Raw genomic sequence first — 26,095 nt, 5'->3', positions numbered from 1 at the left:
TGGTCAGAGTTACCTTTAAAAGCCTACGCTCGGACGGCCTATACCTGAACTCGCGGATCGAGTACGCGGTAAATGAAGTCGGTAAAAAGATTAACCGCGAAGACAGCGATGACGATGAATAGGATAGCGCCCTGAATGACCGGGAAATCCCGCTGGAAGATGCCATCTACCAGCATGCGGCCGAGCCCCGGCAGCGCGAAAACGGTCTCGGTCACGACCGCACCGCCGAGCAGCGCACCGATTTGCAGCCCAATCACGGTGATCACCGGGATCAGCGCGTTGCGCAGGCCGTGCCGGAGCACCACGATGAGCTCGCTGAGGCCTTTGGCGCGGGCGGTGCGGATATAGTCGAGCGAGAGGATCTGCAGCATTGAGGCGCGGGTCTGCCGCATGACCAGCGCGGCGAAGGCGGTGCCGATGGTCAGGGCAGGCAGGATCATGAGGCGGAGGTTTTCCGCCGGATCGTCGACGAAGCGGATGTAGCCGGATGCCGGAAGCCAGCCGAGCTTCAACGAAAATAGCATAATGAGTAGTACACCCATCCAGAAATAAGGGATGGCAACCGAAGACATAGCAAGAAAGCTGGTCATCACATCGATCACCGTGCCACGAAAACGCGCCGCGATGATCCCGGCCGGTACGCCGATGGCAACAGCAATCAGTATGGACAGAAAGGCAAGTTCCAGCGTCACCGGTATGCGCGCACTGAGCATGTCCCCCACGTCCTCGCGCGTGCGTAATGAGCGGCCGAAATCGCCTTGGACGACTCGGCCGAGCCATGTCACGTAGCGGACCGGCGCTGGCTGGTCGAGCCCGTATTCCACGCGCACCGCCGCGCGCTGCTCGGCTGTCGCCTGCTCGCCCAGAATGGTCACGGTGGGGTCACCAGGCAACAGGTTGGTCAATGCGAAGACGATAACTGTGACGAAAAACGCCACAGGTAGCATCTGTACCAACTTTCGGGAGAAATAGTTGAACATGACTCAGAACCGATCAAGACGGCGATGGTCGCGCGCGATCTCTGCCACGACAGCGTCAGTAAAGGCAAAATGCGTGATCATCGCCGCGCGGGCGGCCGCCGGATCTTTCGCCTTCAAGGCGTCGACGATTGCTTTGTGTCGAGCGAAGGTGGCGGCCGGATCGCGCAGGTCACGCTGAAGACCGAGCGCGCGCTGCGTAAAGCGGATCGTATCGCCAAGCGCCTCCATGAAGTGTTCAAACAGCGTATTATCGGAACAGCGAGCAAGAGCGACATGAAATGAAAAATCTGCCTGCAGCCATCGTTCCAGGCTGCCATCGATATTGCGTTTCAACTTGTCGAGAGCGTTCTCAACTTGCTCGATCTGCAGTGGCGTTGCCCTTTCCGCTGCCAGAGCGGCGATCTCGGTTTCGACGGCGCGCCGTAGCTCAATGGCCTCGCGCAGCCCGTTGTCGATGGTGCGCACGGCAAGCCGCAGAAACTGGTCCAGCGGCGCCACGGTCAGCCCCTGGATGGTGGTGGGCTTGCCTTGCTGAATCTGGACGATGCCAAGGGCCGCGAGCCGGCCCAGCGCCTCGCGCACGACCGGTTTCGAGACATTGAGCTGGCGTGCGAGCTCAGCCTCGGAAGGCAGGGAATCCCCGGGGCGAAAAACCTTTTGGCTCACCCTGTCGATAATGAATTGGGTGACCGTTTCGGTCAGGCGCTGTTTGTCGTTCGTTGTTGCGGGCGTGTCCAACATACCTAACAGATATCTTAATAGTTGCACTCGGTCAATCGACGGCCTACCTGATAGGCTGGAATTTCCCTCAGGGATTACCGGCTCCCCTTCCTTCGCTTATGCGGCTGACATAATAGAATAATTAAGAATAGAGCGATCAATCGGGAATTGCCTACTGTGGTTCGCAGATGTTGGCGTGCCCTGCATGCCTACCTGTAAACCCTATTGCTCGTCCGCAAACATATCTGATATGTAGGTCGCAATGAGGCGCCGCGGATGCCGCGCGTGCCCGTTTGGAGGAGACCTTTCATGACCATCATTTCACGTCGCGGGTTATTGATCGGCGCCTCGGGCGCTGGTTTGGTCGCTGGCCTTTCCGGTTTTCCGGCTTTGGCCCAGGGCGCGCCGGTCCGCGGAGGTACCATTACGGCTTCCATGGACCTCCAGCCCAAGAGCCTTGATCCCATCATGGGAGACGCGCCGACCTCCGACCGCTATGCGTTGATTCAAATGTTCGAGGGACTTCTCAAGTTCGATGAGCAAGGTAATCTGCAGCCCTCGCTTGCTAAAAGCTGGGAGTGGTCCGAAGATAAGCAGTCGATCGTATTCAAATTGCGAGAGAACGTCGTTTTTCATGACGGGGAGCCTTTCGACGCGGCCGCCGTCGTTGCGAATATTTCCCGCGTCATTGCCCCAGGGTCGACGGCACCGCGCACGCCAGATCTCGCGGATCTCGCCGGCGCCGAGGCGATCGATCCCATGACGGTTCGTGTGAAGCTCAAGAAACCATCGGGTGCCGCCCTCGCGTCCCTGGCGGTCGAAGCCGGCATGATGTGTTCGCCTGCCGCATTGAAGAAGTTGGGACAGGACTTCGGCAGGCAGCCTGTCGGCACGGGACCCTACAAATTTGCCGAGTGGGTTGGCGGCAGCCACATTCGCTTCGTCCGCAACGAGCGCTACTGGCGTGATGGCGCGGACGGGAAGAAGCTTCCCTATTCAGACGCGGTGGTCTTGCGCATCATTCCGACGACGGCCGTCAAGATGGTCGAGGTCAAGTCGGGCGGCGTGCAGCTGGTGGATGGCGTGACCCCGCGCGATTTTGAGGAAGTTCAAGCAAATCCCGCGTTGAAGCTTATTGCCGTTCCGCCAGGCATAGCGCAATGGATGACCTTCAACGTCACGAAGGGAATATTTACGAACCCGGCTCTGCGCGCCGCTATCAATTATGGCGTTGATCGCAATGTCTTGATGAAGGGCATCACGCGTGGCTTCGGTGCGGTCACTCCCACGTGGGTGCCTCCAACGGATTGGGCCTTCGACGCGAGTGTGCCCGCGCCGAGCCTTAATCCGGCCAAGGTGCAGGAGCTTCTCAAGGAGGGCGGTCAGCCCAACGGATTCAGTGCCAAGCTCTCGATCATCCAGCGCGATCCCGACACCCAGGTTGCGCAGATCGTTCAGGCACAGCTCAAGCCCTTTAAGATCAATCTGGAAATCGAGATTCTCGAGCGGCAAGCCTGGGTGCCGAAGGTGCTCGATCACCAGCATGAGATCGCCATCGGCCGCGTTAACGTGCCACGGGCTGATCCGGATCAGGTTTTCGGGCCCTTCTTTGGACGCACCGCCGCCCAAAACTGGTCTGGTATCAGCGACGAGGAGGTCTTCAAGCTGGTGGATCAGGGGCGGGAGGAGACAGATCAGGTTAAGCGCAAAGCAATCTATAAGCAGCTGCAAACGGTGCTGAACACCAATAACTACTACTCATGGCTGTTCTTCCGCGAGGCGCGCCATGTTGCACGCAAAGAACTCCAGAATATCATCTTGGATTCCGGTGGTGCCTGGCAGTTGGCGGAAGCGTGGGTCGCCAAGAGCTGACCATGTTCCCACTTAGATATCATGCACTCCAATCCACAAGGTATGAGTAGCATAATGACGTTCAATGTCTTGCCAGGAACGCTGGATATTCTCGATGTCATCGAGCGATATAGGCGGCTTTATACGGGGCTTGTCTATGACATCATGGATGAGATGGGCCTGCCCAACCAGTCGCTCGCCACGGATATCCGGCCGCTCCGGGATGACATGGTCATCGCAGGGCCGGCCTTCACCGTGCAGGGGATTGCCGACCCGACCGGTGATCCTGGGCTTCGCGAGCGGCGCATCAAGATGTTCGGCGATATGCGCCATCCCTGCGTCGATGTCCGCGATTGCGGCTTCGACGCCAGGGTAGCGCATTACGGCGAGATGAATGCCGTGCTCGGGCGTGCCAAGGGCGTGACCGGCGCTGTCATCGACGGTGGAATTCGCGATAGCGGGCTTATCCTCAAGATGGATTTTCCATGCTTCCGCCGCTACCACTCGCCGGTCGAAGCTGTTGCGCGCTGGAGCTACTACCGCTGGCAGCAGCCAATTACCTTGCGGGGGAACCTGAGCGCGACCGTCACGGTCAATCCAGGCGACTTCATGTTCGGTGACATTGATGGCGTCCTCGTGATCCCGAAGGAACGGGCCATCGAGGTGCTGCGGCTCGCAGAGGAGCACGCCGCGACCGAAACACGCGCCCGCGCGGATTTTGCCGATCCGGCGAATGACGCGGAGGAGGTCTACGGCCGCTACAAGAAGCTGTGATCCCCTCCAAAGTTGTTTTGAAGAAAGGATCCCGGATCGCAACATCCGGGATCTTGGTCGTTCTGCGATCGCGTCGGCGGCCGCTGCTGTTTCCTCAGGGGCGCGCCGGAATTTCCAGGCCGCGCTGGACGGCGGGGCGGGCGAGGCCACGCTCGAGCCACTGCGGCACGTTCTTCAAGCTGGCGTAGTCGACGAGTTCACCCGCGCCGTAGAAGCCAATGAGATTGCGTACCCAGCCAAGGAGCGATATGTCCGCGATCGTATATTCGCTTCCCATGATCCACGCCCGGCCGGCAAGACGCGTCTCCAGAACGCCGAGAAGGCGCTTCGATTCTGCCCGGTAGCGCTCGAGCGGACGCTTATCCTCGATTTCGCGGCCGGCAAATTTATGGAAGAAACCCAGCTGACCGAACATCGGGCCCACCGCGGCCATCTGGAAGAAGACCCATTGAATGGTTTCGTAGCGCGCGGCCGCGTCCGTGGGCAGGAAGCGGCCGGTCTTCTCGGCGAGATAGAGCAGTATGGCGCCGGATTCGAACAGGCCAAGTGGCTTACCGTCCGGCCCATTGGGATCAATGATCGCCGGGATTTTGCCGTTGGGATTGAGCGACAGGAACTCCGGAGTCCATGTCTCGTTCTGGCCGATATTGATCGTATGCGCCTCGTACGGCAGGCCAGTTTCCTCCAGCATGATCGAGGCTTTGACGCCGTTCGGCGTCGGTAGGGAATAAAGCTGGATCCGGTCGGGATGCTGCGCTGGCCAGCGTGCGGTGATGGCGAACGTGGAAAGATCGGACATGAAATGCTTTCCTCGGTGACGAATGGGACGACGCCGTTACGGCGGCGAGATCCGTGGGATGTTTCCCGGCGCAGTGTTACGCCAAGCCTCGGTGTGAGCAACTGCCCTGGAAACATGCCACCGTCGTCCGTCATGCGGCGCGAGGGCGGTGCGATGCGCTAATCAAGCCAAATGGCAGACGTCCACTGTTGAGTCGCCGAACCCTCGTCTTGGCCTGCGCGCCCGGGCGGGTTCACCAATGTCTTCACCGCCAGCGTCATCTGATCAGCTCCGTGGGGTTGCAGAGTGCCTCCGTTCGGCAGCATAGTTCGACCTTGGGCTGATCGGGCTTGGGCCGGGAGATATTCTCCTGAGACGATCGCGTGGGGAGCAGGGCGGCAAAAAAGGCCGGCGGGCTGACATGACCAACATCATGACCAAGAGAATCTATGAGGCGCCGGCACCTTCCGATGGCGCGCGGGTGCTCGTTGATCGACTATGGCCACGCGGCGTCAGTCGCGACGCTGCCCAGCTTACCGGTTGGCTTCGCGATATAGCGCCGAGCAACGAACTCCGCGAGCTGTTCCATAGCAAACCTGAGCTCTGGGACGAGTTCTGCGAACGCTATGCGCAGGAACTCGATGCAAGCCCCGAAGCCTTGAAGCCTTTGGAAGAACTCGTCGCGAAGGGACCTGTCACGCTTCTCTATGCATCGCGGGAGGCGGCTCACAATAACGCCGTCGCCCTCAAGAACTACCTCGAAAGACGGTGAGGCTAAAGGAAGGGGTAGCCCGTTTGGATGCACGAGGGGGTCTGAAAGTCCACGGCCCCATGTGATTAGGGGCCGTGGACCTCTTATGAAGCGGACCGATCAGTCGATGATCACGTAGATCTTACGGACGGTCTCGACTGTTTTCCACGTACCGACGAAGCCTGGCTTCATCACAAAGCTGTCGCCGGCTCGGTAAGTGACAGGCTCCTTGCCGTCTTCCGTCAATTCGATGACACCTTCGAGGATGTGGCAGAATTCATAGATGTTGCTCTTGACCGAGATGTTCTTGCCCGGCGTCATCTGCCAGACGCCGGTCTCCACTTTGCCCTCGATCGCGTCCTGCTCCCAGGTCGTGCATGTCGGATCGCCTTCCAGTAGTCGATCCGGTGCGATCTTCGACACGACACCGTCGCCGAGCGCCGAGGTGGCGATGGTCTTCAGGAGGGACATGGCTTTTCCTCAAGGTTGCGAAACAGTCGGAAGCGGTCGTGCCGCAACCCGCCCGACGCGAGGACGCCGGTTCTCGGGCAGCGGCTGCCATGCGCCCTATGCCTGATTCTCACGCCTGGGGGTAACCACCAATTGCGTCATCGGTTGGTCTTTGAGACGTGACCGGTTCGCTGCAAGATCGGCGGCTCGCCTCACAGCCGCGCCGCGATCTCCTCCAATTGGTCGGTGCAGCGGCCCCAGCCCTCGTGAAATCCCATCCCTTCATGGGTTTCCCGATCTTCTGCAGTCCAGTGGCGGACGCGTGCAGTATAACGGGTTTTCCCAGCGGCGCCGGCTTCGTCCTCAAAAGTCAAGATGATCGTGATGAAAGGCTTTTCGGAAGGAACCCAAGCTTCAGTGTAGGCATCGGTTATGACGAGCCGCTCGTTTTCCACCACTTCGAGATAAACGCCGCGGTTCGGATAATCCTCGCCGTCCGGGCTGCGCATGACGATGAAGTTCGAGCCGCCAGGACGAACGTCGAGTTCAGCTTTGCTGACGCTCCACGGTCTTGGTGCGAACCACTCCTTCAGGAGGGCGGGATCGGTCCAGGCACGAAAAACGGCATGGCGGGGTGCTGCGAGCGTGCGGGTGAGTGAAAGCTCGTGCGTGGCCGGTGTCGTTGTGTTCGATGTCATGATTGTCCTCGCTTCCTCTGCTTATTGAATGGCGACTGCCACGTTGCGTTTCGTAGTGTAAAGGCTATCATTGATTCCGCCTCAGGCATCTACCGTGTCGACCGTGCCGGGATGCCGCAAGTCGCGCTTGTCCACGTACTCCTGGTCCGGAGTGCTCGCTCCCCCTGACAGGGATATTGGTTTATTTCCATCCTCCTCGCTTGGCACCCATCCGGGAATTGTCGTGCAACCCGGGTTTGGCCGGAACAACGGGCCGAGGTTTCAAGTTTTCACAGCTTCTGGGTTCTCCTATGGCAACGATCGTCATTACCGGCTGCGATACTGGTCTAGGTGTTGAATTCGCGAGGCAATACGCGGCCGACGGCTATCGCGTCCTTGCCACATGTCTTGACCCGCAGTCTGCCGAGGAGACACGGGCGATCACAGGCGATATCACAGTGTCGAAGCTTGACGTCACTGATCACGCTGCGATCGAAGCTTTCGCAGAGGGTCTGGGCAAAGCACCTGTCGATATTCTCCTGAGCAATGCAGGGATCGGCCGGCCACATCCCCCGTTCGGCCACACTGACTACCCAAACTGGCGGCGTATCCTCGAAACGAACCTGATCGGCCCGATGAAGTTGGCGGAATGCCTGGTCGAGAACGTCGCGGCTAGCGAACTCAAGACGATGGCCTTCGTATCGAGCCGCATGGGATCGATCACGCTCAACAATTCGGGGGGCTCCTATGCTTATCGGTCCAGCAAGGCAGGCCTCAACATGGTCGTCAAGACGCTCGCCGTGGACCTTGCGCCGCGTCATATCAGCGTGATCGCCCTCCACCCGGGCTGGGCCGCGACCGAACCCGGTGGGCGCGTCCCGGTGACCGAAAGCGTTGCCGGAATGCGCGGCGTGCTGCATCGAGCAGGCCGGCACCATACCGGCATCTTCCAGACCTATCACGACCAACCTTTGCCCTGGTGAGGCCATGTCCGACGCTCCTGACATTGAAGTCGTCGCCGACTGCCGCAATCAGTTAGGAGAATGCCCATGCTGGCATGTGGAGGAAGGCGCGCTCTACTGGGTGGATGCGTTGCGTCCGGCGCTGCATAGAATGGATGCCGATGGCAAGATTTCGTCCTGGCAAATGCCGTCCGTAATCGGCTCCTTTGGTTTTCGCGACAAGGGCGGCATCGTGGCCGCGCTGCAAACGGGCTTCGCGCTCGTCGAGCTCGTGGACGACCGTGGCACGAGTTTCGTCAAGCGACTCGTCGATCCGGAGCCGGAGAGGCCGCTCAATATCCTCAACGATGGCAAATGTGATAGGCGCGGCCGCTTCTGGTGCGGCTCGCGTGATGCGGATCTCGCGCATCCGACAGGCGCGCTTTATCGCTTGGACGATTGCGCCAATGTCTCCTGCATGGATCGAGGCTTTATCGTCTCCAATGGGATCGCCTTTTCACCGGATGATCGCACCTTCTACTTCGCGGACAGTCGTGCTGAGTCTGTATTTGCGTATGACTTTGATCTCGAGGAAGGCGTTATCTCGAACCGCCGCCTGTTTTTCTCGACCAAGGACATTCCAGGCCGCTGTGATGGCGCCACAGTCGACAGCGATGGGTTCTATTGGTGCGCGCTCGTTCACGGTGGGCAGATTGCGCGGGTCGATCCCAAGGGCCGTTTCGATCGCCTGATCGACTTGCCCGTCAGGCATCCCACCATGTGCGCCTTTGGGGGGCCGGACCTCGATATCCTTTATGTCACGAGCGCTGCATCGATGATCCCGGAAACCGAGCGTGCGAGCGTTGCCCATGCCGGTGCGGTCTTTGCGCTCCATGACTTGGGCGTGCGCGGTCTCCCGGAGCCGAAGTTCGCGGGCTGATTCAGGCGCCACCCGAGAGGATGAGCGGTTCCTGCAGTTGTGTGTCCTGAGATTGGAACAGGAGCCGGATCGGCTTGCGCTGAGACGTACCAACGCCGGGCTTTGTCGCGCTGACTTGAATGTGGTGCGAAGGATTGTCGGTAAAGGCAAAGCGCCCGTCAGGCCCGCTCTTGGTGTGGCTTTTCTCACTGAACGTCGTGAAATTGAAGGTCCAGAGCGTCACGTCCGCGCCGGCAACGGGGTTGCCGGCCGCATCCACCACCGTGCCTTCCACCAGGCCGTTGTTGTGCATATTCGCGTAGAGATCCCACGCGCCGGCGATGAGAGCGATGATCAGTGGCGTGAGCACGAAGCGGTTAAGCAACCACTTGTGCCAGCGCGGGCGTTGAAAATCCTCATCTTGCACGATGCGACCTCATCCCTTCGTAGCGCCGGATGTAAGCCCTTGGATGAATTCCTTCTGAGCCAGGAGGAAAAGCAGGATGCCCGGTGCGAGGACCATGACGCAGAATGCATAGAGTGCTCCCGTCGTATCCTCCTGATAGGACAGGAAGCGCGATAGACCCAGCGGCAAAGTCTGCATGTCGGCAGAGCGCGTCATGATCAATGGCCATAGAAAATTGTTCCAAGACCAGATGAATGACAGAATGATATTGGTCGCCATGGCGGATTTGGCGAGTGGCATCATAACTTTCCAGATGATGCGCCACTCGGATAGACCATCGATCTTGGCTGCATCAATCAATGACTTTGGCACCGCGTCAAAGCTCGCCTTGAAGACGAAGATGCAGATGATCGTCGAAAATTGCGGCAACGCTAAGCCCACATAGGAATCCAGCAAGCCGAGCTTTCCGGTGATGAGATAGGCGGGAATGATCGTGGCCTGGAATGGCACCATCATGCAGGAGAGAAACAGCATCAGAACGAGGTTCTTGCCGCGAAAGCCTCGTGTCAACGCATAGCCTGCCATCGCATTGAAGATGACATTGGCGGCAATCGTAAGCACGGAGACGATGACGCTGTTGAGGAAATAGCGTGCGAAGGGAATCGCATACCAGACATCCACGTAATAGAAGATGTGCGGATTACGCGGAATAATGTTCGGTGGGTAGGTGAAGATGTTCTCACCAGATATGGACGTCTTGAACACCCAGTAAAACGGCACGAGCATGATGAAGCTCGTGGCTAGCAGGATGAGGTGGATTGGCCAACGCGGGTAGTGATGCATTAGTCCCGCTCCACCGCGCCTGCATTGCCGCCTGAGAAGCGGTTGGCCGCCCAGGCAATGGCAATGAGCATGACAAAGAAGACCACCGTCACCGCGGCCGCATAGTCAAATCGCGTCTGCACGAAACCGAGCTTATAAATATAGGTGACGAGGATCTCCGTAGCGCGTCCCGGACCGCCACCGGTCATGACATAGACCAGGTCGAAGCTCGTGACGGAGTTGAGCATGCCGATAACGAAGCACAGGAAAATCGAGGGCTTCAGCAAGGGCAGGGTGATGCGCAGGAAGCGACGGAAGGCATTGGCACCGTCGATCTCGGCAGCCTCATAAAGGTTGCTTGGGATGTTCTGCAATCCCGTAAGTAGAATGATCATATAGAAGCCGAGCATCTGCCAGATATTGGCGGCAATGACGGATGGCAGCGCCCAGGTGAAAGAGTTGAGGAACTGGATCGGCGATTCGATGAGATGGAGCGAGCGCGCAACATAGTTGATCAGGCCGACACGCTCGTCGAACATCCACCGCCAGATAATGGCAACAGCCACGGTCATCAGCGGGTAGGATACGAAGATCGCTGTCCGATAGGCATCCCTGCCGCGGATGTCAGCATTGACGAGAAGCGCCAGCGCCAAAGCGATCGCGATACCGATGGGCGCCGATCCGATGATGTAGAGCGTGTTCCAGAGCGACTGCCAGAACACGTCATCGGTCAGCATTTCATCGTAATTGTCAAAGCCGATCCAGACAGCGGGCCGCAATGGTGACCATGCCTGAAAGGACAGGATGACGTTCCAGGCGAGGGGGAGGATACGGTACAGCAGAAAGATCAATAACGACGGGGCGAGAAAACACCAGATCAGCACAGCTTGCCGCGTGTTCTTGCGAGCAATGAAGAATGAACCGTAGTCCCGCCCCGCTTCTGCAACAGCTGTAGCCATTACGTCTTTCCGATGTTCATGCCGTCTCGACCCGACGCGGCCGCGTGTTTCCCGCCCAGCGGAAAGTGCGCTGAGCGCGATGTCCTCTCAGGAACGTCGCATCACGCGTGTGACCGCGCGCTCGGCGTCCGCCAGGGCCGTTTTCGGATCCTTCCGGCCGAGCACCGCGTTCTGGATTTCGGGCCAGAATGCATCCTTGACCTGCGCATCATTGGGCAACGGCCAGTTGCCGGTCATCTTGTCCGTATGCTCGATTTGCGTCTGGAGGACAGCATGGGCCAGCGGATCTTCGGTCTTCATCCTGGCAAGGACGGAATTGTCGGCCTCGATATTGCCGGTCAGAATGCGTCGGCTCAACGCAAACTTCGTAGCCCACTTATTACCCGTCATGTGCTTGATAAGCGACCATGCCAATTCCGGGTTCTTCGAGGACTTGGAGATGACGAAAGCGTGATTGGTCGGCGTGGACCAATTGCCCGGCGCCTGCGTCGCGCCAAGCGTGTCCGGGTTGACCCATGGACCCTGACCCTTGACGAAAAAGTAGGAAGCCGAATGCGCCTGGAGCATACCCACGTTGCCTGCGGCGAATGCGCCGTTTGGCTCGACCCAACGCCCCGTCCAGGCAATCTTGTTGATGCCTCCGGAAGCCGTCGCCTTGGCAAGCTTCTCCAGCACGGCTGCAGTTTCAGGCGTGTTGAAGGCTGGTGTGCGCATGTCCGGCTTCAGGAGCTCGACACCGTTCATCCGCATCAGCGGCCAGTAGAGCCAATCGAAATTCAGCGTCAAGAAGCCTGTCTTCTCGCCCTTTGCCATGGCTTCCGAGAACTTGATGATCTCGTCGAACGATTGCGGGGGCGCCGATAGTCCAGCCTCCTTGAACATCGTCTTGTTATAATAGAGCAGCGTCTTTGCGACATAGAACGGAATGGCAAATTGCTTTTTGTCGTAGACAAAGCCGGAGAGGTAGTCGGGGTTATAGAGCTTCGCGACGGCTGGCTCTTTCTCGAGCATGGGGGACATATCGAGGAGCGCGCCGTTGGCGGCCCATTCCACCCAGATCATGCCTTGGAGATCGACAATATCGGGCGCGGTGCCGGCAACCAGCTGCGTCTGGTAGAAGGCTGGAAGCTCAGGGCCCTTCTTGTCGAGCCATTCGATCTCGACGCCGGGATTATCCTTGGTAAAGTCGGCGAACTGTTCTTTGAAGAACGCTTCCTGGTCCGCGATATTCCAGGTCAGCATGCTGATTTTCTTGTTGGACTGCGCTCTGAGATAGGCGGGGGCCGCCAACACGCCCGCCATCGCCAGTCCGCCTTTGATCACTGTCCTGCGATCCATCCCGTCCTCCCTCGAACTTTGTTATCCGGCTTTGCTGTGGCAATACGCGCCTTCAAGGCGCGAGACCGCATCTCCGCTGCAACGTGTTACGCAACCGATATGCAAACATCCACAACGGCCGCTCGATCGACCGGGTTTGCTTCCATCCCCTTTGCAAGAGCGTATGACGTGTTCTTCTGGTTGCCAACGCCCATTGTTCGGATGATGATAGCGTTTGCAAGCGTGCGGTCAAGCGCTCAGCCGTAGCGGTCCGATGCTTATTACGAGAGTCCTTGTTTTCATGTAGTTGTCAGGCTTGCGAGCACAGTCCGCTCGCTGTGATCGGCGCAGATGCAAGCGATTTCATCTGGTGCAACATTTCATCTAGTGCAACATATCGCGGAATTACTGCCTCGGCGGGAATCCGCAGCGGAGGACGTCGATGAGTGGAGAGGGCCCGAGGTCGCGTCGCCGGCCCGGCGATCTACGGAGTGCCCGCTGGTATTCGGCGGGAGGGATGCGGGCTTTCGCCCATCGGCAGCGCATGCAGCAGATGGGCTTTCGGCGCGATGAGTTCATGGGGCGGCCGGTCATCGCCATCGTCAATACCTGGAGCGACCTGAGCCCCTGCCACGCGCATCTGCGCGAGCGAGCGGAGGCCGTGAAGCGGGGCGTCTTGCGCGCAGGCGGCTTTCCTGTGGAACTTCCCGCCTTGTCCCTAGGCGAAGTCATGGTGAAGCCGACAACCATGCTTTATCGCAATTTTCTGGCGATGGAGGTCGAGGAACTGCTGCGCCAGCACCCCATCGACGGGGCCGTGCTGCTTGGCGGTTGCGACAAGACGACTCCCGGCCTCTTGATGGGTGCCATCAGCATGAACATACCGGCCATCTACTGCCCGGCCGGACCGATGCTGAATGGCCGTTGGCGCGGAACCAAGGTCGGTGCGGGCACGCATACGCGCAAGTATTGGGACGAGTATCGCGCCGGCCACATTGGTGAAGCGGAGATGATCGAGATCGAAGGCATATCGACGCGGTCGCCTGGTACCTGCAATACCATGGGCACGGCATCGACCATGACGTCGATCGCCGATGCCCTTGGCCTGATGTTGCCAGGCGCGTCGAGCATACCCGCGATGGACGCAGCGCATCCGCGCATGGCGTCTGCCTGTGGCGAGCGCATCGTCGAGATGGTGTGGAGCGATCTGAAGCCGCTCGACATCCTGACGCCGGGCGCGGTCCGTAATGCGCTGCACGTCGATGTGGCGCTCGGCGGCTCGACGAATGCAGCTGTCCACTTGGTGGCCATCGCCCGGCGCGCGGGCCTTGCCATAGCTCTAGAGGACTTCGATGCCGCGGCCCGCCAGACGCCGGTTCTGGCGAATATCTTTCCGGCAGGCGATGCCCTGATGGAGGATTTTTTCTTCGCCGGTGGACTTCTCGGCTTGATGTCGCGTCTGACTGACAGGCTTGATCTCGACGCGGCGACGGCCGCCGGGGTCACGTGGCGCGACGTGTTGAGGAAGGCGCGGGTTGACGACGACGAGGTGATCCGGCCGCTCGACAGGCCGGTGGTTGGCCGGCCCGCCATCGCCGTGCTGCGCGGCAATCTCGCCCCGGATGGCGCTGTCATCAAGCCCTCGGCGGCGAGCGAGCATCTGCTCGTACATCGCGGACCGGCCGTCGTGTTCGACAGCCATGCCGAACTCAACGCCCGTATCGATGATCCGGAGCTTGCGATCGACGAGAACAGCGTGCTCATCTTGCGTGGCGCCGGGCCGGTGGGGGCGCCGGGCATGCCGGAGTGGGGTGCGCTGCCCTTGCCGAAGCGCCTGCTCGATCAAGGCATCCGCGACCTCGTGCGCATCTCGGATGCGCGGATGAGCGGCACGCATTACGGCACCTGCGTGCTGCACGTCGCGCCGGAGTCCCATGTGGGCGGCCCGCTCGCGCTGGTCAGAACGGGTGATGAGATTCTGCTCGACGTGCCGGGCCGGCGGCTTGAGATGCTCGTCAGCGATGAGGAGCTGGCGCGTCGGCGGGAAAACTGGCAGCCGCCGCCGCGCCGCTTCAGTCGCGGCTACGGCGTGATCGTGGAAAGCCATATCACGCAGGCCGATAAGGGCTGCGACTTCGATTTCCTCGAGGCCGGAGAAGCCACGCCCGAACCCGAGATCTTCTGATCCGGCACGATCCGCTGGAAGTGTGCCGGGCCCTATCAGCCCCAGGAAGTTGGATCGCATGGCTAAGGTCCCGCCGGACGATATGCTGCCCACCGTCCTTCGTCCCGCACCGCGGGAACGGCTCGGTACGGCTCGCTCCCGCATGGAAGATGTTGCGCGACTGGCTGGCGTGTCGACCGCGACTGTTTCCCGGGCGCTTCGTCAGCCGGACCGGGTTTCGCCTCCCGTCCGGGCGCGCGTGGACGAGGCCGTCGAACGGCTGTCCTATCGACGCAATCTTATGGCGGGAGCGCTGGCGAGTGCCCGCAGCATGACGATCGGTGTCATCATTCCTTCAATGATCAACTCGTTTTTCTCGGCGACCGTCGAAGCCATGGAAGAGGGACTGGAGGGCAGCGGATATCAATTGCTCATCGGCAACAGCCGCCATTCCATGGACGTCGAGGAACAACTCGTCGCATCTGTGATGGCCTGGTCTCCCGCAGCCATCGTGCTCACGGGGCGCCGTCATAGCCGTGAGACCATCAGGATGCTCCTCGACGCGGACATTCCGATCGTCGAGATGTGGGAACTCTCTGATCATCCCATTGATACCATCGTCGGCTTCTCCCAACGTGCTGCCGGCCGGGTGGTCGTGCGACATTTCGCCGAGCGCGGCGCGCGCAAGCTCGGCTTCATCGGCGCGATGCTCGATCGTGACTATCGCGCGGTGGATCGCTACGCGGGTTTCGTCGAGGCCGCTGCGGAGGCCGGCTTTGCGCCCCCCGTGGAGTACCGCCTCGAGAAAAGGGCGAGCGCGCTGGGCGGCAGTGAGGCGCTGCGCGGCCTGGTCGCGCTGCATCCCGACGTGGATGCGGTGTTCTGCACCAATGACATTCTCGCTTTGGGCGGGTTGTTCGAGGCGCAGCGGCAGGGATGGGAAGTCCCCAAGCACTTGCGCATCTGCGGGTTTGGTGATCTCGAATTCGCCGCGGCTAGCGAGCCGACGCTCACCACCGTACGCCCGCCGCGGGGCGCGATCGGCACGAAGGTCGTCGATGTCTTGCTATCGCGGCTCGGAGGCAAGCCTGCCGGGCAGACGATCTTCGATCTCGGTTTCGAGCTCGTGGCCCGTGGTTCGACCTGATCCGCACGGATCAGGTGTCAGGCGAGCTTGGTCAGCGCCTCGAGATCATGCGCAAGACCAAGGCCTGGTGCGTCGCTCAGCTGGACGTAGCCGTCCGCGAGGGGCAACAATCCACCGACAAGGCAATCCCGCCAGGGGTTGGGATTGGTGTCGATCTCGAGCAGGCCATCGCCACCGGCCGCGGCCAGGAGATGCGCCGAGGCGAGGAGCCCGATCCCCCCGCCGAGATAATGCGGGGAGTAAGTCATGCCGGCGGCGGCTCCCTTGCGAGCCACGTCGAGGCAGCCCGAGAGCCCGCCCCATTTGGCCGCGTCAGGCTGAATGAAGTGCAGGGTACCGCTTTCGATCGCTGTCTCGAATTCGGCGGTCGCGTTCATGTTCTCGCCGGCTGCAAGCGGAATGGGTATGGCTTCCGCCACCGCCTGCCATTCCGTCCGCGGCCTGTCGGCAGCAAGTGGCTCCTCCAGCCAGGCAAGCTCATAGGGCGCGAAGGCGCGGCCGAGCAGGATTGCCTCGTCGCGCGTCCAGCCCTGGTTGGCATCGATCATCAGCGTCGGTTCATCGCCAATGGCGGCGCGGACGGCATCCAGCGAGCGGCGGTCAACCTCCTCGCCGAAGCCGACCTTGAGCTTGAAGGCGCGATGACCCCGCGCCTGCTCAGTGGCGGCGACCTCGGCCGGTCGTTCCGGGCCGATGCCGCTGGCATAGGCGCGTACCCGGCGCCCGTCAGGGGAGCCGAGCGCGTACGCGCTTCTGAGATACGCGTGCAGCGGCAGGCCAGCACGGCGCGCGGCAAGATCATGGCAAGCAATGTCGAACCCCGCCGAGACTTGGCGCAGAGGCCCCCATTCGCCCGATTGCAGCGCCAGAACGTGCAGGGCCTCCATGAGGCGCGTGAAAACCTCGCCCACCACCAGAGGCGATAGTCGTTTGAGCAGCGGCCCGACCGTTGCCAGAGCAAGGCGTGCGCGATGCTCGGCGCCCACGGATGGAAAGTTGCACCAGACCTCGCCGAGCCCACGGTGGCCGTCATTGTCACGAACCTCGATGAACACAGCCGGCCGGTCGGTCATGGTCCCAAACGAGGTGCGGACCGGCGTGTCGATGGGCGCACGCACCGCAACGGCCTCGATCTGCGTGATCGTGATAATGTCCGCGCTCATTCGATCCCCCGGAAATGCACGCAAAATGTTGCGCGAGATGAAATTCTGTTTCATCATGCGGGAGCATAAAACAAGTTCGGCCATCGGAGCCAGCGATCTTGAACAGCCTCGTTCCCGAAAACGACACGTTGGGAGATATGCGGGCGGGCATGGGGGCGTCCGATGGCGTCGGGGCGGATGGGGGAGCTTCGTCGTCCGTGCGGGTGATCGACCGGACCATGCGTATCCTGCGTGTTCTGGCTGACAGCACGGATTCGATGACCCTGACGGAACTCAGTCAGCGCGTTGATCTCCATAAATCCACAGTATTGCGGTTTCTCAAAACACTGGAGAAAGGGGGCTTCGTTGCCCCCGGCCAGAACGGTAGGGGCTGGCGCCCTGGGCCCGTCTTTCTGGATATACGGTCGCGCAGTATCGCGCGGCACGATCTGGCGGGGCTCGCGCGGCCGCTGATGGAAGAGGCATGCAGCCAAACCGGCGAGACCGTCCAACTGGCCATACTGCCCGACAGCAGCATCGTCTATCTCGCGAAGGTGGAACCACTCGATCCGCCGCTGAAACTCAACACCCAGATCGGGGCGCGCCGGCCCATCCATTGCACCGCCCTTGGCAAGGCAATCGCGGCCTACCGTGATCCGGCCGAAGTGGATAGCATCCTCAAGGAGGCCGGCATGCCGGCGTTCACGGCTCGCACGCTCACCACCAGCGAGGCGTTGCATCAGGCCCTCGGCCAAGTCCGCGCAGATGGATACGCGGTGGATGACCGCGAATACAATGATCTCGTATCCTGCGTCGCTGCGCCGATCCGCAACGGCGAGGGCACGGTTGTCGCGGCGTTAAGCATCTCCAGCCTGGGACAGACAGCGAACGCCCCACGCTTCGCGGAACTGATTTCCGTCGCGCGGGACACGGCGGCGCGGATCGCCGAATTGCTGGGATGGCATAGCCAGACGTCGCGGTGATGAGGAATTCCGCAGCCGTGCTGATTAGCCGCTCGCGGCGAGTAGAGTTCAAAAGCCGCTGGCGTGTGAAATGTGCCGCTTCCATGCGTTACGCCGATGCGTTTCCGGGGACATTCGGTGCCTAAAGTGAGTATCCGGCAGCAATGCCGATTGCATCGCCGCGTCGCTGCTCCAAAGATAACAGCGTGTCCGCGCCAGAGAGCGTAGGCAATGACGGGGAGAGATTGCGTGGTTGAAACGTCGGGATCAGGCATGCCGCGTGCGGACAGGGGTGAGGGGACGTTCGATCGTGTCCTCAGAGGGGGGCGCGTTATCGATCCGCGCAACGGCATCGACGCCGTGATGGACGTCGGTATCAGAGATGGCCGGATCGCGGCAGTGGCGGAACAGCTCGACGCTGGCGCCGCGCCGGTCGACAACATGGCCGGCCACATCATTGCGCCGGGCCTCATCGACATTCACACCCATGTCTATCACAAGGCGACCTCTCTCAGCGTGGATCCTGATCCGGTCGCGAGACGATCGGCGGTGACGACATTGGTCGACGCGGGCAGCGCGGGTGCGGGCAATCTCGAAGGCCTCAAGGATTTCGTGGCCGCGCGGTCCGCCTTCAACCTGCTCGCCTATGTCAATATTTCTTTCCCCGGCATCTTCGCCTTCGACAAGGCGTTCTCGGTTGGTGAGGCGACAGTGCGCGACCTCCTCAATGTCGCGCGCTGCGTCGAGGCTGTGGAAGCCCACAAGGACTTCGTCGTGGGCATCAAGGTGCGTATCGGCGACAAGACATCCGGCGAGGTGGGGCTAGAGGCGCTGGATCGCGCGATCGCGGCTGCCGAACGCACCGGGCTGCCGGTGATGACGCATATCGGCGGACCTCCACCGTCCTATGAGGACATCCTCGCACGCATGCGACCTGGCGATATCCTGACCCATTGCTTCCGCCCGGCACCGAATGCGCCGGTGGACGGTGAGAGGCTGGTGCTCCCCGCGCTGCGCGAGGCGCGGGCACGCGGCGTGCTGTTTGATATCGGCCACGGCATGGGCGCCTTCGGCTTCGACAGCGCGGAGGCTGCCCTCGCTGACGGTTTTCCGCCGGACATGATCTCCAGCGATGTGCATGTCATGTCCATCAAAGGGCCCGCTTATGATCTCCTGCACACCATGAGCAAGCTGATGTGCTGCGGCGTTGGCGTTACCGATGTGATCGCCATGGTGACGGACGCCCCGGCCAAAGCCATGAATCGAGACGAGATCGGTCACCTCGGTGCAGGAGCCGCCGCCGATATCAGCGTCCTGGATCTCGTGGAGGTCGCCGTGCCCTTCGTCGATGTGGTGGGGCATCGCCGCGAAGGCATGAAGCTCTTGAAGCCACATGCCCTCTATGTAGCTGGCAAGCCCGAAGCCGTTGCACCACGTCCCTTCGAGCCGGAAGCAGCGTGACTGCCGGCCCGATGTTTCACTGGGCGATACAAGGTATTTGCTAATGAAATTCTAGTTGCAGATTGCAGGCGGGACCCTATCATCCCAGAAGCGGACGGCGAAGCTCCGCCTGCCAAGAAGTATAGGGAGAATTGGCCGATGTCGGTTGCCGGCGTGCTGGAATCTGATGCGTTTCCCGCCAATCCTTTCCGCACCGCGCTCGCGCGCGGCGAGCCCCTTATCGGCATATGGTCGATGTTGAATTCCGTCGACGCAACGGAGGCGCTCTGCTGGTCCGGATACGACTGGATTCTCATCGACGGAGAGCATGCCCCGATTTCATTGCATGACGTAATGACCCACTGCCGGACAGTCGCGGGCACGCCGACGATCCCGATCGTCCGACTTCTGTGGAACGATCCGCTCCTGCTCAAGAGCCATCTCGATGCTGGCATCGGCACCATCATGCTGCCCTATGTGCAGTCTGCCGACGAGGCCGCAGAGGCGGTAAGGGCCATGCGCTATCCACCGCGTGGCGCGCGCGGCATCGCCAATATGCATCGTGGCAGTCGCTATTCACGCATCAAGGACTATGCGCGGCGCGCCGATGAGACACTCTTCCTCATTGTTCAGATCGAGACGAAGGAGGCGCTGGACAATTGCGAGGCGATTGCGGCCGTGGACGGCGTGGATGCGGTCTTTTTCGGACCGGGCGACCTCGCCGCCAGCATGGGGTTACCTGGCCAGGCAGCCCATCCCGATGTCACGGCCGCCATCGAGGAGGGGCTGAGGCGTTGCCGCCCGTCGGGCAAGGCCGTTGGTGTGTTGGCGCCGAACGACGTGGTTGCTGAGCGGCATATTCGTTCGGGCTTCGATTTCATATCCGTGGCGAATGATTTCGTGATGCTTGTGCAACGAGCCGATGCGGCCGCTGCCCATTTCCGCGAAGTCGTTCAACAGTCGAGCGGAAGGAACTAAGCGATGGCGACTGTCGAGTTTGTCAAGCTCGTCAAGCGCTATGGGGCGATTGAAGTTGTCCATGCCATTGATCTTGCGATCCAGGACGGCGAATTCATTGTTCTTGTCGGGCCGTCCGGTTGCGGAAAGTCCACCTCGCTGAGAATGCTGGCGGGCCTTGAGGATGTGTCCGAAGGGGAAATTCGCATCGACGGTCGGGTTGTGAACGAGGTCGAGCCGCGCGATCGCGACATCGCCATGGTGTTCCAGGACTACGCGCTCTACCCGCATATGAGTGTTTATGAGAACATGGCTTTCTCGTTGCAGTATCGGAAGGTGCCGAAACGGGAGATCGACAAGCGGGTGCGTGAGGCTGCGGCCGTGCTCGGCCTTGAGCCTTATCTCAACCGACGGCCGAAGCAACTCTCGGGCGGGCAACGCCAGCGCGTAGCGATGGGACGCGCCATCGTGCGCAAGCCACAGGTCTTCCTGTTCGACGAACCTTTGTCCAATCTCGACGCCAAGCTGCGCGGCTCCATGCGCATCGAGATGAAGAAGCTCCACCAGCGCCTCGGCGTAACAACCGTCTACGTCACCCACGATCAGGTCGAGGCGATGACGCTCGCTGATCGGGTCGTGGTGATGAACGGCGGCCATATAGAGCAGATCGGTACGCCGGACGAAGTCTATCACGCCCCGGCCAGCCTGTTCGTTGCTGGCTTCATCGGCGCGCCGACTATGAACCTCCTTCCGGCACGCGCTGAGAACGGTGGTTTGAAGCTCGACGGCACCGATGCGCTCTTTCCCTTGAATAGGGATCTCCAGGAGGGGGCGCGGTTGGTGTTTGGCCTGCGCCCGGAAGATGTGGAGGTTGTGGAAGAAGGACCTGCGCCTCCCGGCTTCTTCGATCTTGCGGCGGTGGTCGAGGTTGTCGAGCCGCTTGGCGCCGACACGCTCGTCTTCACCAGCGTCGCCGATCACGCGGTCGCTTCGCGGGTGCGGCCGGAGGTGCGCCCCGCGCCCGGCGAGACGGTCAAGCTTCGCTGCAATCTCCGTCGGCTGCATCTGTTCGACGCGGAATCAGGCCGCGCCATCGGGGCTCCACATACCCGTGCGGACAAAAGGCAGCCGGGAGCCGCCATAGCGGGAGCCGTCCATGCCTGACGCGATACCGCGACCTCAACCGGTGGGCGCGCGGCGCAGCCGTGTTGCACTGGCCGGCTTCGGTGCCTGGGGGCAGATGCATGCCCGCGCGCTTGCCGCAATCCCCGAAGCCGACCTGGTGGCTATCTATTGCCATGGCGATACATCTGCCATGGCCGCAGCCGAACTCGCGCCCGGTGTTCCGGTCTTTCGTCGCTATGATGACCTCCTCGCCTCGATCGAGCCGGGTGTCGTCAATATTGCCGTGCCGAACGATCAGCACGCGGCTTTCGCCATGGCCGCGCTGAAGGCGGGGCATCATGTCTTTCTTGAAAAGCCCCTCGGCCTGTCGCTCGAGGAATGCGATGCGGTGCTCGAAGCGGCAGAAGCCGCGGGCAAGGCCGTGGCGGTCAACCATGAACTGCGCGTCTCCCATCAATGGGGCAAGGTGCGTGAGATCATCGCCGCTGGCGACATCGGCCAGCTGAAGCACCAGCATTTTTCGCTGTTCCGTCATGCCTTTCGGCCCGGGTCTGGCGGCTGGCGGCGTGATCCCGCACGGGTCGGCTCCTGGATCCTCGAGGAACTCGTTCATTTCGTCGATCTCGTGCTGTGGTACGCGCGGGAGAACGGGCCGCCGGTCCGTCTCCTCGCCCAATCCACATCGCCGTCAGGTCTCTCGGACACCGTATCCGTGCTCATGACTTGGGCCGATGGTTCGACGGCGCTCGTGACGCAATGCCTGGCGGGCTTCCAGCATCACACCCTCCTTGAGATCGCCGGCGATGCGGGCGCTATCAGAACGTGGTGGGCGGGCGCCTATGACCGCACGGCCCATCCCACTTTTGCGCTCGAGGTGCAGCGGCGCGGTTCAACCGAGGTCGAAACGATCGCTGTGCCGCAATCCGGTGAGATCTTCGAGCTGGAGGAAAACATGCGCCAAGCCCTGCACGGCTTCCGGACCGGCGAGAGCGTGATGCCCGCCCGCGACGCTCGCGACGCGGTTGGACTGTGTCTGGCCATTGAGCAAAGTATTCGTGCGGGTGGCGCGGTCGAATTGAATGGATGTATTTGAGGTAAGGGCGCAGCGCGCCACATCCGTCACAAAATCAATCGAGTGCGCCAACCCACGTTTTTGTCCTCCCCCACGTTGATCCCTCCGCTTCGGGGGAGGATCTGCGCCGGCCGTTCCCCGTCATGTCATCCCCGGCGTCGCGCAGCGGCGGGAAGGGGATCCATGAACACGACAGTCCTATGTAAATTACTGACAATGGTCATGGATCCAGCGGTCGACGCTGACGCGGCGCCCCAGAGTGACCAACGTAAGCGGACAAACTAGCGCGGTTAACTTGACCGGGCTGCCTCAAAAGCCAGGCATTCGCTGAGGCCTGGAATGCCTGCGCGGGTCCCAGGGCGGGTACATTTCAGCGCGGCCGCCGCCGCGGCGAAGGAGAAAGCTGGGCGGGAGCCAAGACCAGCGCCGATGGCCAGCGCATAGGCGCCGTGGAAAGTGTCGCCGGCGCCGTTGGTGTTGACGGCGACAACGGGAAAGGCCGGCAGATGGTGCAGGCGGCCTTCCTCAAGCCATGTGACTCCTGCTTCGCCCCGGGTTACCGCGGTAATGCGGCAGCCGTAGGTGGCGGCACGGGCGAGGCCCTTTTCGACGTCGAGCCCCGTGAACTGAGCAAGTCCATTTTCCGAGAAGATCGCATGATCGGTCAGCGGCAGGAGATGCTGGAAGGCGTCCGTCTCGGTGACATCGCCGTCAAGCACGGTCGGCACTCCGGCTCTGCGCGCTGCCTGGAACAGCGCAAGCGCTCCCGCCGGCCAGCGCGGATCGACAAGCACCGCTGAGGCGCTGGCGATCTCGTGCAGGGGCAGCCAATCCGCGTCATCGGGCAGGTCGCCACGGAAGTTGACGAGCTGCCGCTCGCCGGCGGCGTCGATGATGATGGCGGACAGTGACGACAGCGCGCCGTCGATGAGTCGGAGGCTGCTCGCATCGACCCCCTCCGCCACGAGTTCGCGCTTCATGGCCTCGCCGGCGAGGTCCTGGCCGGCGCGGCCCCAGAAGGCCGCTTTCCCGCCGAGCCGCGCCACGGCGACGGCCGCCGTCGCGGCCATGCCGCCACCGACGACGTGATAGCCCTGCGCCGGCATCTTCTGATTGCCACGGGTGAGGAGGCTGTCGACCTGCCAAGTCTGGTCGAGCGCGCAATGGCCTAGGCAGATGATACGTGTCTGCGGCGCAAGTGCGGTGAGATCGGCGGAAGTTGGCTGGTGCATCAGGGCGCGGCTGGGCTGGAGGATGGGAGGCGCCCAAGGGCCTCCCTCCATAGCGCAGGGCCGCGCCCATTGAACAGTGCCGTGCTTCTTGCGTCGGTTCTCGCGTCAGGCCGAACGCAGATGCCGGATCGGCCGGCCGGGAACGAGGGCGGAGGCCGCCTGGACGATCGCGTCGGTGTCGATGCCATGGTGCCGGTAAAGATCGGCGATGGTGCCTGTCTGTCCGAAATGCTCGACGCCCAGCGAGCGCGTGCGGTGGCCATTGACGGAGCCGAGCCAGGCGAGCGTCGCCGGATGACCATCGAGCACCGTCACCAGCCCGCAATGGGAGGGCACCTCGGCCAGTAGCCGTTCCACATGGCTGCGGGCATGGACGAGGCCGCGCTCGCGAGCGCGGCTTGCTGCCGTCCAGCCGGCGTTGAGGCGGTCAGCCGATGTAATGGCGAGCAGGCCGATATCGCGGCGGTCCTCGCCCATCAAGCCGACGGCGGCGATCGCCTCCGGGGCGACCGCGCCGCTATAGGCGACGACCACCTGCGCGTTGGGGCCGGGCCGGCGCAGCCAGTAGGCGCCGTTGATGATGTCCTCGGCCAACGCGGGTGTCATCGCGCGTTGCGGCTGCTCGATGCTGCGGGTGGAAAGGCGCAGGTAAACCGATCCGCCGACCGCATCGCGCAGCCATGTGGTCTCGTCGGGCTCCGCCTCGCCGGAACGCTGGAGATAGCTAAAGGACCAGTTGAGGACGGTCGCGAGTTCATCCACGAAGGCGGGCTCGAAGCTGGCGAGCCCGTCCTGTGCCATGCCGATCAGCGGCGTGGCGATCGACTGATGGGCGCCGCCCTCAGGCGCCAGCGTCACGCCGGACGGGGTTGCCGCCACGATGAAGCGCGCATCCTGGTAGCAGGCGTAGTTCAGGGCATCGAGGCCACGCTCGATGAAGGGATCATAGAGGGTGCCGATCGGCAGCAGCCTCTCCCCGAAGATGGAATGGGACAGGCCGAGCGCCGAGAGCATGATGAACAGGTTCATCTCGGCGATGCCGAGCTCCATATGCTGGCCGCTGGGCGAGAAATTCCAGTTGAACGTGGAGGGAATACGCTCGGCCTTGAAGGTGTCGGCCATCTCTTCGCGCGCGAAGAGCCCGCGCCGGTTCACCCAGGCGCCGAGATTGGTCGAGACTGTCACGTCTGGCGACGTCGTGACGATGCGGCGGGCGAGTTCGGTGTCGCCCTTTGCGATCTCGTGCAGGATCAAGCCGAAGCCCTGCTGTGTCGACATCGCGGGCTGCGCGGGAACGGTGAGCGCCGTCGGCACGCCCACCTCGGGCGCCTGATAGCGGCGACGGCCCTTCGCCGCGAAGGGCACCGCGGCGAGGAAGCTCTTCAGCGTCTTCGCAGGTAGGCTGAGGCCTTCGAAGGGGTCCCATTCATGGCCTTCCCGGACGTTCATGGATTGCCGCAGCGTCTCCACCTGGGTCGGCGTCATGAGGCCCGCGTGGTTATCCTTGTGGCCGGCGAGCGGCAAGCCGAAACCCTTGATGGTATAGGCTATGAAACACACCGGCCGGTCGTGGCTGCGGGCCTCTTCAAAGGCGGCGAGCAGCGAGGGCAGGTCATGCCCGCCAAGGTTGGCCATGAGCGCGGCCAGTTCCTCATCGCTGCGCCGGTCGATCAGCCGCGAGACGTCACCCTGGTCGCCGAGGTCATCGGTCAGGCGCTTGCGCCAAGCGCCGCCGCCCTGGAAGGTGAGGGCGGAATAGAGCTGGTTGGGGCAGTCGTCGATCCAGCGCCGCAGCGCCTCGCCACCGGGCTCGGCGAAGGCTTCCTGCTGCAGCGTGCCATACTTCAGGATGACGACGTCCCAGCCGAAATTGCGGAAGATCGCCTCGAAGCGCGACCACAGCCCCTCGCGCACGACGGCATCGAGGCTCTGCCTGTTGTAGTCGACAATCCACCACGTATTGCGCAGGCCGTGCTTCCAACCCTCCAGCAAGGCCTCGAAGATATTGCCCTCGTCCATCTCGGCGTCGCCGACGAGTGCCACCATGCGGCCCTCGGGCCTTTCCGTGCCCCAGCCCTTGGCGCGGACATAGTCCTGCACCAGCGAAGAAAAGAGCGTCTGCGCCACGCCGAGGCCGACAGAGCCGGTGGAAAAATCCACGTCGTCCGTGTCCTTGGTGCGCGAGGGATAGGACTGCACGCCCTTGTAGCCGCGGAAGTTCTCGAGCTTCTCGCGGGTCTGGTTGCCGAGGAGGTACTGAATGGCGTGAAAGATGGGGCTCGCGTGCGGCTTGACCGCGACCCGGTCTTCCGGCCGCAGCACCGCGCCATAAAGCGCCGTCATGATCGTCGCGAGCGATGCCGATGATGCTTGGTGACCACCTACCTTCAAGCCATCCGTGTTGGCACGAAGGTGGTTGGCGTTGTGGATAGTCCAGGTGGCAAGCCACAGAATCTTGCGTTCGAGCTCGGCGAGAACAGGCAGGCGGGCGTCGGTCATGAAAGTTACC

The 26,095-nt window shown here is 61.8% G+C and carries 23 protein-coding genes and 1 pseudogene; 12 read left to right on the top strand and 12 right to left on the bottom strand.

Features of this window, described 5'->3' with window-relative positions; translation table 11 throughout:
* Positions 1–38: 38 nt before the first annotated feature.
* Together KIO76_RS01670 and KIO76_RS01665 are read right to left on the bottom strand one after the other, a co-directional pair.
* Positions 39–980: an ABC transporter permease gene (locus KIO76_RS01670; RefSeq protein WP_283771398.1), complete on the bottom strand. Its 942-nt coding sequence runs from the start codon at positions 978–980 to the stop codon at positions 39–41.
* A gap of 3 nt (positions 981–983) precedes the next feature.
* A complete protein-coding gene (locus KIO76_RS01665) occupies positions 984–1,721 on the bottom strand; it encodes a FadR/GntR family transcriptional regulator (protein ID WP_213321179.1) in 738 nt (245 codons plus the stop codon).
* 288 nt (positions 1,722–2,009) lie between these two features.
* On the opposite strand from KIO76_RS01665, the gene KIO76_RS01660 reads away from it, so the two are divergent.
* Together KIO76_RS01660 and KIO76_RS01655 are read left to right on the top strand one after the other, a co-directional pair.
* Entirely contained in the window at positions 2,010–3,572 is a 1,563-nt protein-coding gene (locus KIO76_RS01660) for an ABC transporter substrate-binding protein (RefSeq protein WP_213321178.1), read from the top strand.
* Positions 3,573–3,626: 54 nt separating this feature from the next.
* A complete protein-coding gene (locus tag KIO76_RS01655) occupies positions 3,627–4,325 on the top strand; it encodes an RraA family protein (RefSeq protein ID WP_213321177.1) in 699 nt (232 codons plus the stop codon).
* Between the two features lie 94 nt (positions 4,326–4,419).
* Here the strand turns inward: KIO76_RS01655 and KIO76_RS01650 are convergent, their stop codons facing one another.
* A complete protein-coding gene (locus KIO76_RS01650) occupies positions 4,420–5,124 on the bottom strand; it encodes a glutathione S-transferase N-terminal domain-containing protein (protein ID WP_213321176.1) in 705 nt (234 codons plus the stop codon).
* Between the two features lie 400 nt (positions 5,125–5,524).
* Between KIO76_RS01650 and KIO76_RS01645 the strand changes: the two genes are divergently transcribed.
* Entirely contained in the window at positions 5,525–5,875 is a 351-nt protein-coding gene (locus tag KIO76_RS01645; RefSeq protein WP_213321175.1) for a DUF488 domain-containing protein, read from the top strand.
* A 99-nt stretch (positions 5,876–5,974) separates the two neighbouring features.
* Here KIO76_RS01645 and KIO76_RS01640 read toward each other — a convergent pair whose 3' ends face one another.
* Both KIO76_RS01640 and KIO76_RS01635 read right to left on the bottom strand, forming a co-directional pair.
* Positions 5,975–6,325, bottom strand: a complete 351-nt coding sequence (locus tag KIO76_RS01640; RefSeq protein ID WP_213321174.1) for a cupin domain-containing protein — start codon at positions 6,323–6,325, stop codon at positions 5,975–5,977.
* 191 nt (positions 6,326–6,516) lie between these two features.
* Complete coding sequence (locus KIO76_RS01635; protein ID WP_213321173.1) at positions 6,517–7,002, bottom strand: SRPBCC family protein; 486 nt, start codon at positions 7,000–7,002, stop codon at positions 6,517–6,519.
* 290 nt (positions 7,003–7,292) lie between these two features.
* Here KIO76_RS01635 and KIO76_RS01630 point away from each other — a divergent pair, with 290 nt between their 5' ends.
* Together KIO76_RS01630 and KIO76_RS01625 are read left to right on the top strand one after the other, a co-directional pair.
* Positions 7,293–7,964 carry an SDR family oxidoreductase gene (locus KIO76_RS01630; protein ID WP_213321172.1) on the top strand — a complete coding sequence of 224 codons (672 nt, stop codon included), beginning with the start codon at positions 7,293–7,295 and terminating at the stop codon, positions 7,962–7,964.
* A 4-nt stretch (positions 7,965–7,968) separates the two neighbouring features.
* Positions 7,969–8,862 carry an SMP-30/gluconolactonase/LRE family protein gene (locus KIO76_RS01625; RefSeq protein WP_213321171.1) on the top strand — a complete coding sequence of 298 codons (894 nt, stop codon included), beginning with the start codon at positions 7,969–7,971 and terminating at the stop codon, positions 8,860–8,862.
* Position 8,863: 1 nt separating this feature from the next.
* On the opposite strand, the gene KIO76_RS01620 is transcribed toward KIO76_RS01625, so the two are convergent.
* The 4 genes from KIO76_RS01620 to KIO76_RS01605 form a co-directional block, all read right to left on the bottom strand.
* Positions 8,864–9,268 carry a carboxypeptidase-like regulatory domain-containing protein gene (locus tag KIO76_RS01620; RefSeq protein ID WP_213321170.1) on the bottom strand — a complete coding sequence of 135 codons (405 nt, stop codon included), beginning with the start codon at positions 9,266–9,268 and terminating at the stop codon, positions 8,864–8,866.
* Positions 9,269–9,277: 9 nt separating this feature from the next.
* Positions 9,278–10,090: a carbohydrate ABC transporter permease gene (locus KIO76_RS01615; protein WP_213321169.1), complete on the bottom strand. Its 813-nt coding sequence runs from the start codon at positions 10,088–10,090 to the stop codon at positions 9,278–9,280.
* The gene (locus KIO76_RS01610) at positions 10,090–11,028 is read right to left on the bottom strand and encodes a carbohydrate ABC transporter permease (RefSeq protein ID WP_213321168.1); all 939 of its coding nucleotides are present in this window, start codon (positions 11,026–11,028) and stop codon (positions 10,090–10,092) included. The genes KIO76_RS01615 and KIO76_RS01610 overlap by 1 nt, the downstream gene beginning before the upstream one ends.
* 87 nt (positions 11,029–11,115) lie before the next feature.
* Entirely contained in the window at positions 11,116–12,366 is a 1,251-nt protein-coding gene (locus KIO76_RS01605; protein WP_213321167.1) for an ABC transporter substrate-binding protein, read from the bottom strand.
* Between the two features lie 421 nt (positions 12,367–12,787).
* Between KIO76_RS01605 and araD the strand changes: the two genes are divergently transcribed.
* Both araD and KIO76_RS01595 read left to right on the top strand, forming a co-directional pair.
* Complete coding sequence (gene araD / locus KIO76_RS01600) at positions 12,788–14,530, top strand: L-arabinonate dehydratase (protein WP_213321166.1); 1,743 nt, start codon at positions 12,788–12,790, stop codon at positions 14,528–14,530.
* Positions 14,531–14,588: 58 nt separating this feature from the next.
* A complete protein-coding gene (locus KIO76_RS01595; RefSeq protein ID WP_213321165.1) occupies positions 14,589–15,656 on the top strand; it encodes a LacI family DNA-binding transcriptional regulator in 1,068 nt (355 codons plus the stop codon).
* A 17-nt stretch (positions 15,657–15,673) separates the two neighbouring features.
* Here KIO76_RS01595 and KIO76_RS01590 read toward each other — a convergent pair whose 3' ends face one another.
* Positions 15,674–16,819: a mandelate racemase/muconate lactonizing enzyme family protein gene (locus KIO76_RS01590; RefSeq protein ID WP_213321164.1), complete on the bottom strand. Its 1,146-nt coding sequence runs from the start codon at positions 16,817–16,819 to the stop codon at positions 15,674–15,676.
* A 98-nt stretch (positions 16,820–16,917) separates the two neighbouring features.
* Between KIO76_RS01590 and KIO76_RS01585 the strand changes: the two genes are divergently transcribed.
* From KIO76_RS01585 to KIO76_RS01565, 5 genes and pseudogenes are all read left to right on the top strand, one after another.
* Positions 16,918–17,781 (top strand): IclR family transcriptional regulator, encoded by an 864-nt coding sequence (locus KIO76_RS01585; protein WP_213321163.1) that lies wholly within the window; start codon positions 16,918–16,920, stop codon positions 17,779–17,781.
* A gap of 228 nt (positions 17,782–18,009) precedes the next feature.
* Positions 18,010–19,221: an amidohydrolase/deacetylase family metallohydrolase gene (locus KIO76_RS01580; protein WP_213321162.1), complete on the top strand. Its 1,212-nt coding sequence runs from the start codon at positions 18,010–18,012 to the stop codon at positions 19,219–19,221.
* A gap of 138 nt (positions 19,222–19,359) precedes the next feature.
* Positions 19,360–20,178: an HpcH/HpaI aldolase family protein gene (locus KIO76_RS01575; protein ID WP_213321161.1), complete on the top strand. Its 819-nt coding sequence runs from the start codon at positions 19,360–19,362 to the stop codon at positions 20,176–20,178.
* A gap of 3 nt (positions 20,179–20,181) precedes the next feature.
* Positions 20,182–21,258, top strand: a pseudogene (locus KIO76_RS01570) (ABC transporter ATP-binding protein); the annotation flags it as partial.
* Positions 21,259–21,313: 55 nt separating this feature from the next.
* Entirely contained in the window at positions 21,314–22,375 is a 1,062-nt protein-coding gene (locus KIO76_RS01565; protein ID WP_213321159.1) for a Gfo/Idh/MocA family protein, read from the top strand.
* Positions 22,376–22,644: 269 nt separating this feature from the next.
* Here KIO76_RS01565 and KIO76_RS01560 read toward each other — a convergent pair whose 3' ends face one another.
* Positions 22,645–23,586, bottom strand: a complete 942-nt coding sequence (locus KIO76_RS01560) for a PfkB family carbohydrate kinase (RefSeq protein ID WP_213321158.1) — start codon at positions 23,584–23,586, stop codon at positions 22,645–22,647.
* Positions 23,587–23,691: 105 nt separating this feature from the next.
* Positions 23,692–26,085, bottom strand: coding sequence for a thiamine pyrophosphate-binding protein (locus KIO76_RS01555; protein WP_213321157.1), 2,394 nt, complete (start codon positions 26,083–26,085; stop codon positions 23,692–23,694).
* Positions 26,086–26,095 lie beyond the last annotated feature (10 nt).

The organism is Chelatococcus sp. YT9 (genome assembly GCF_018398315.1).
GTDB lineage: Bacteria > Pseudomonadota > Alphaproteobacteria > Rhizobiales > Beijerinckiaceae > Chelatococcus.
Note: the sequence above shows the minus strand (reverse complement) of the source record. Positions and strands in the feature narration are given on the sequence as shown.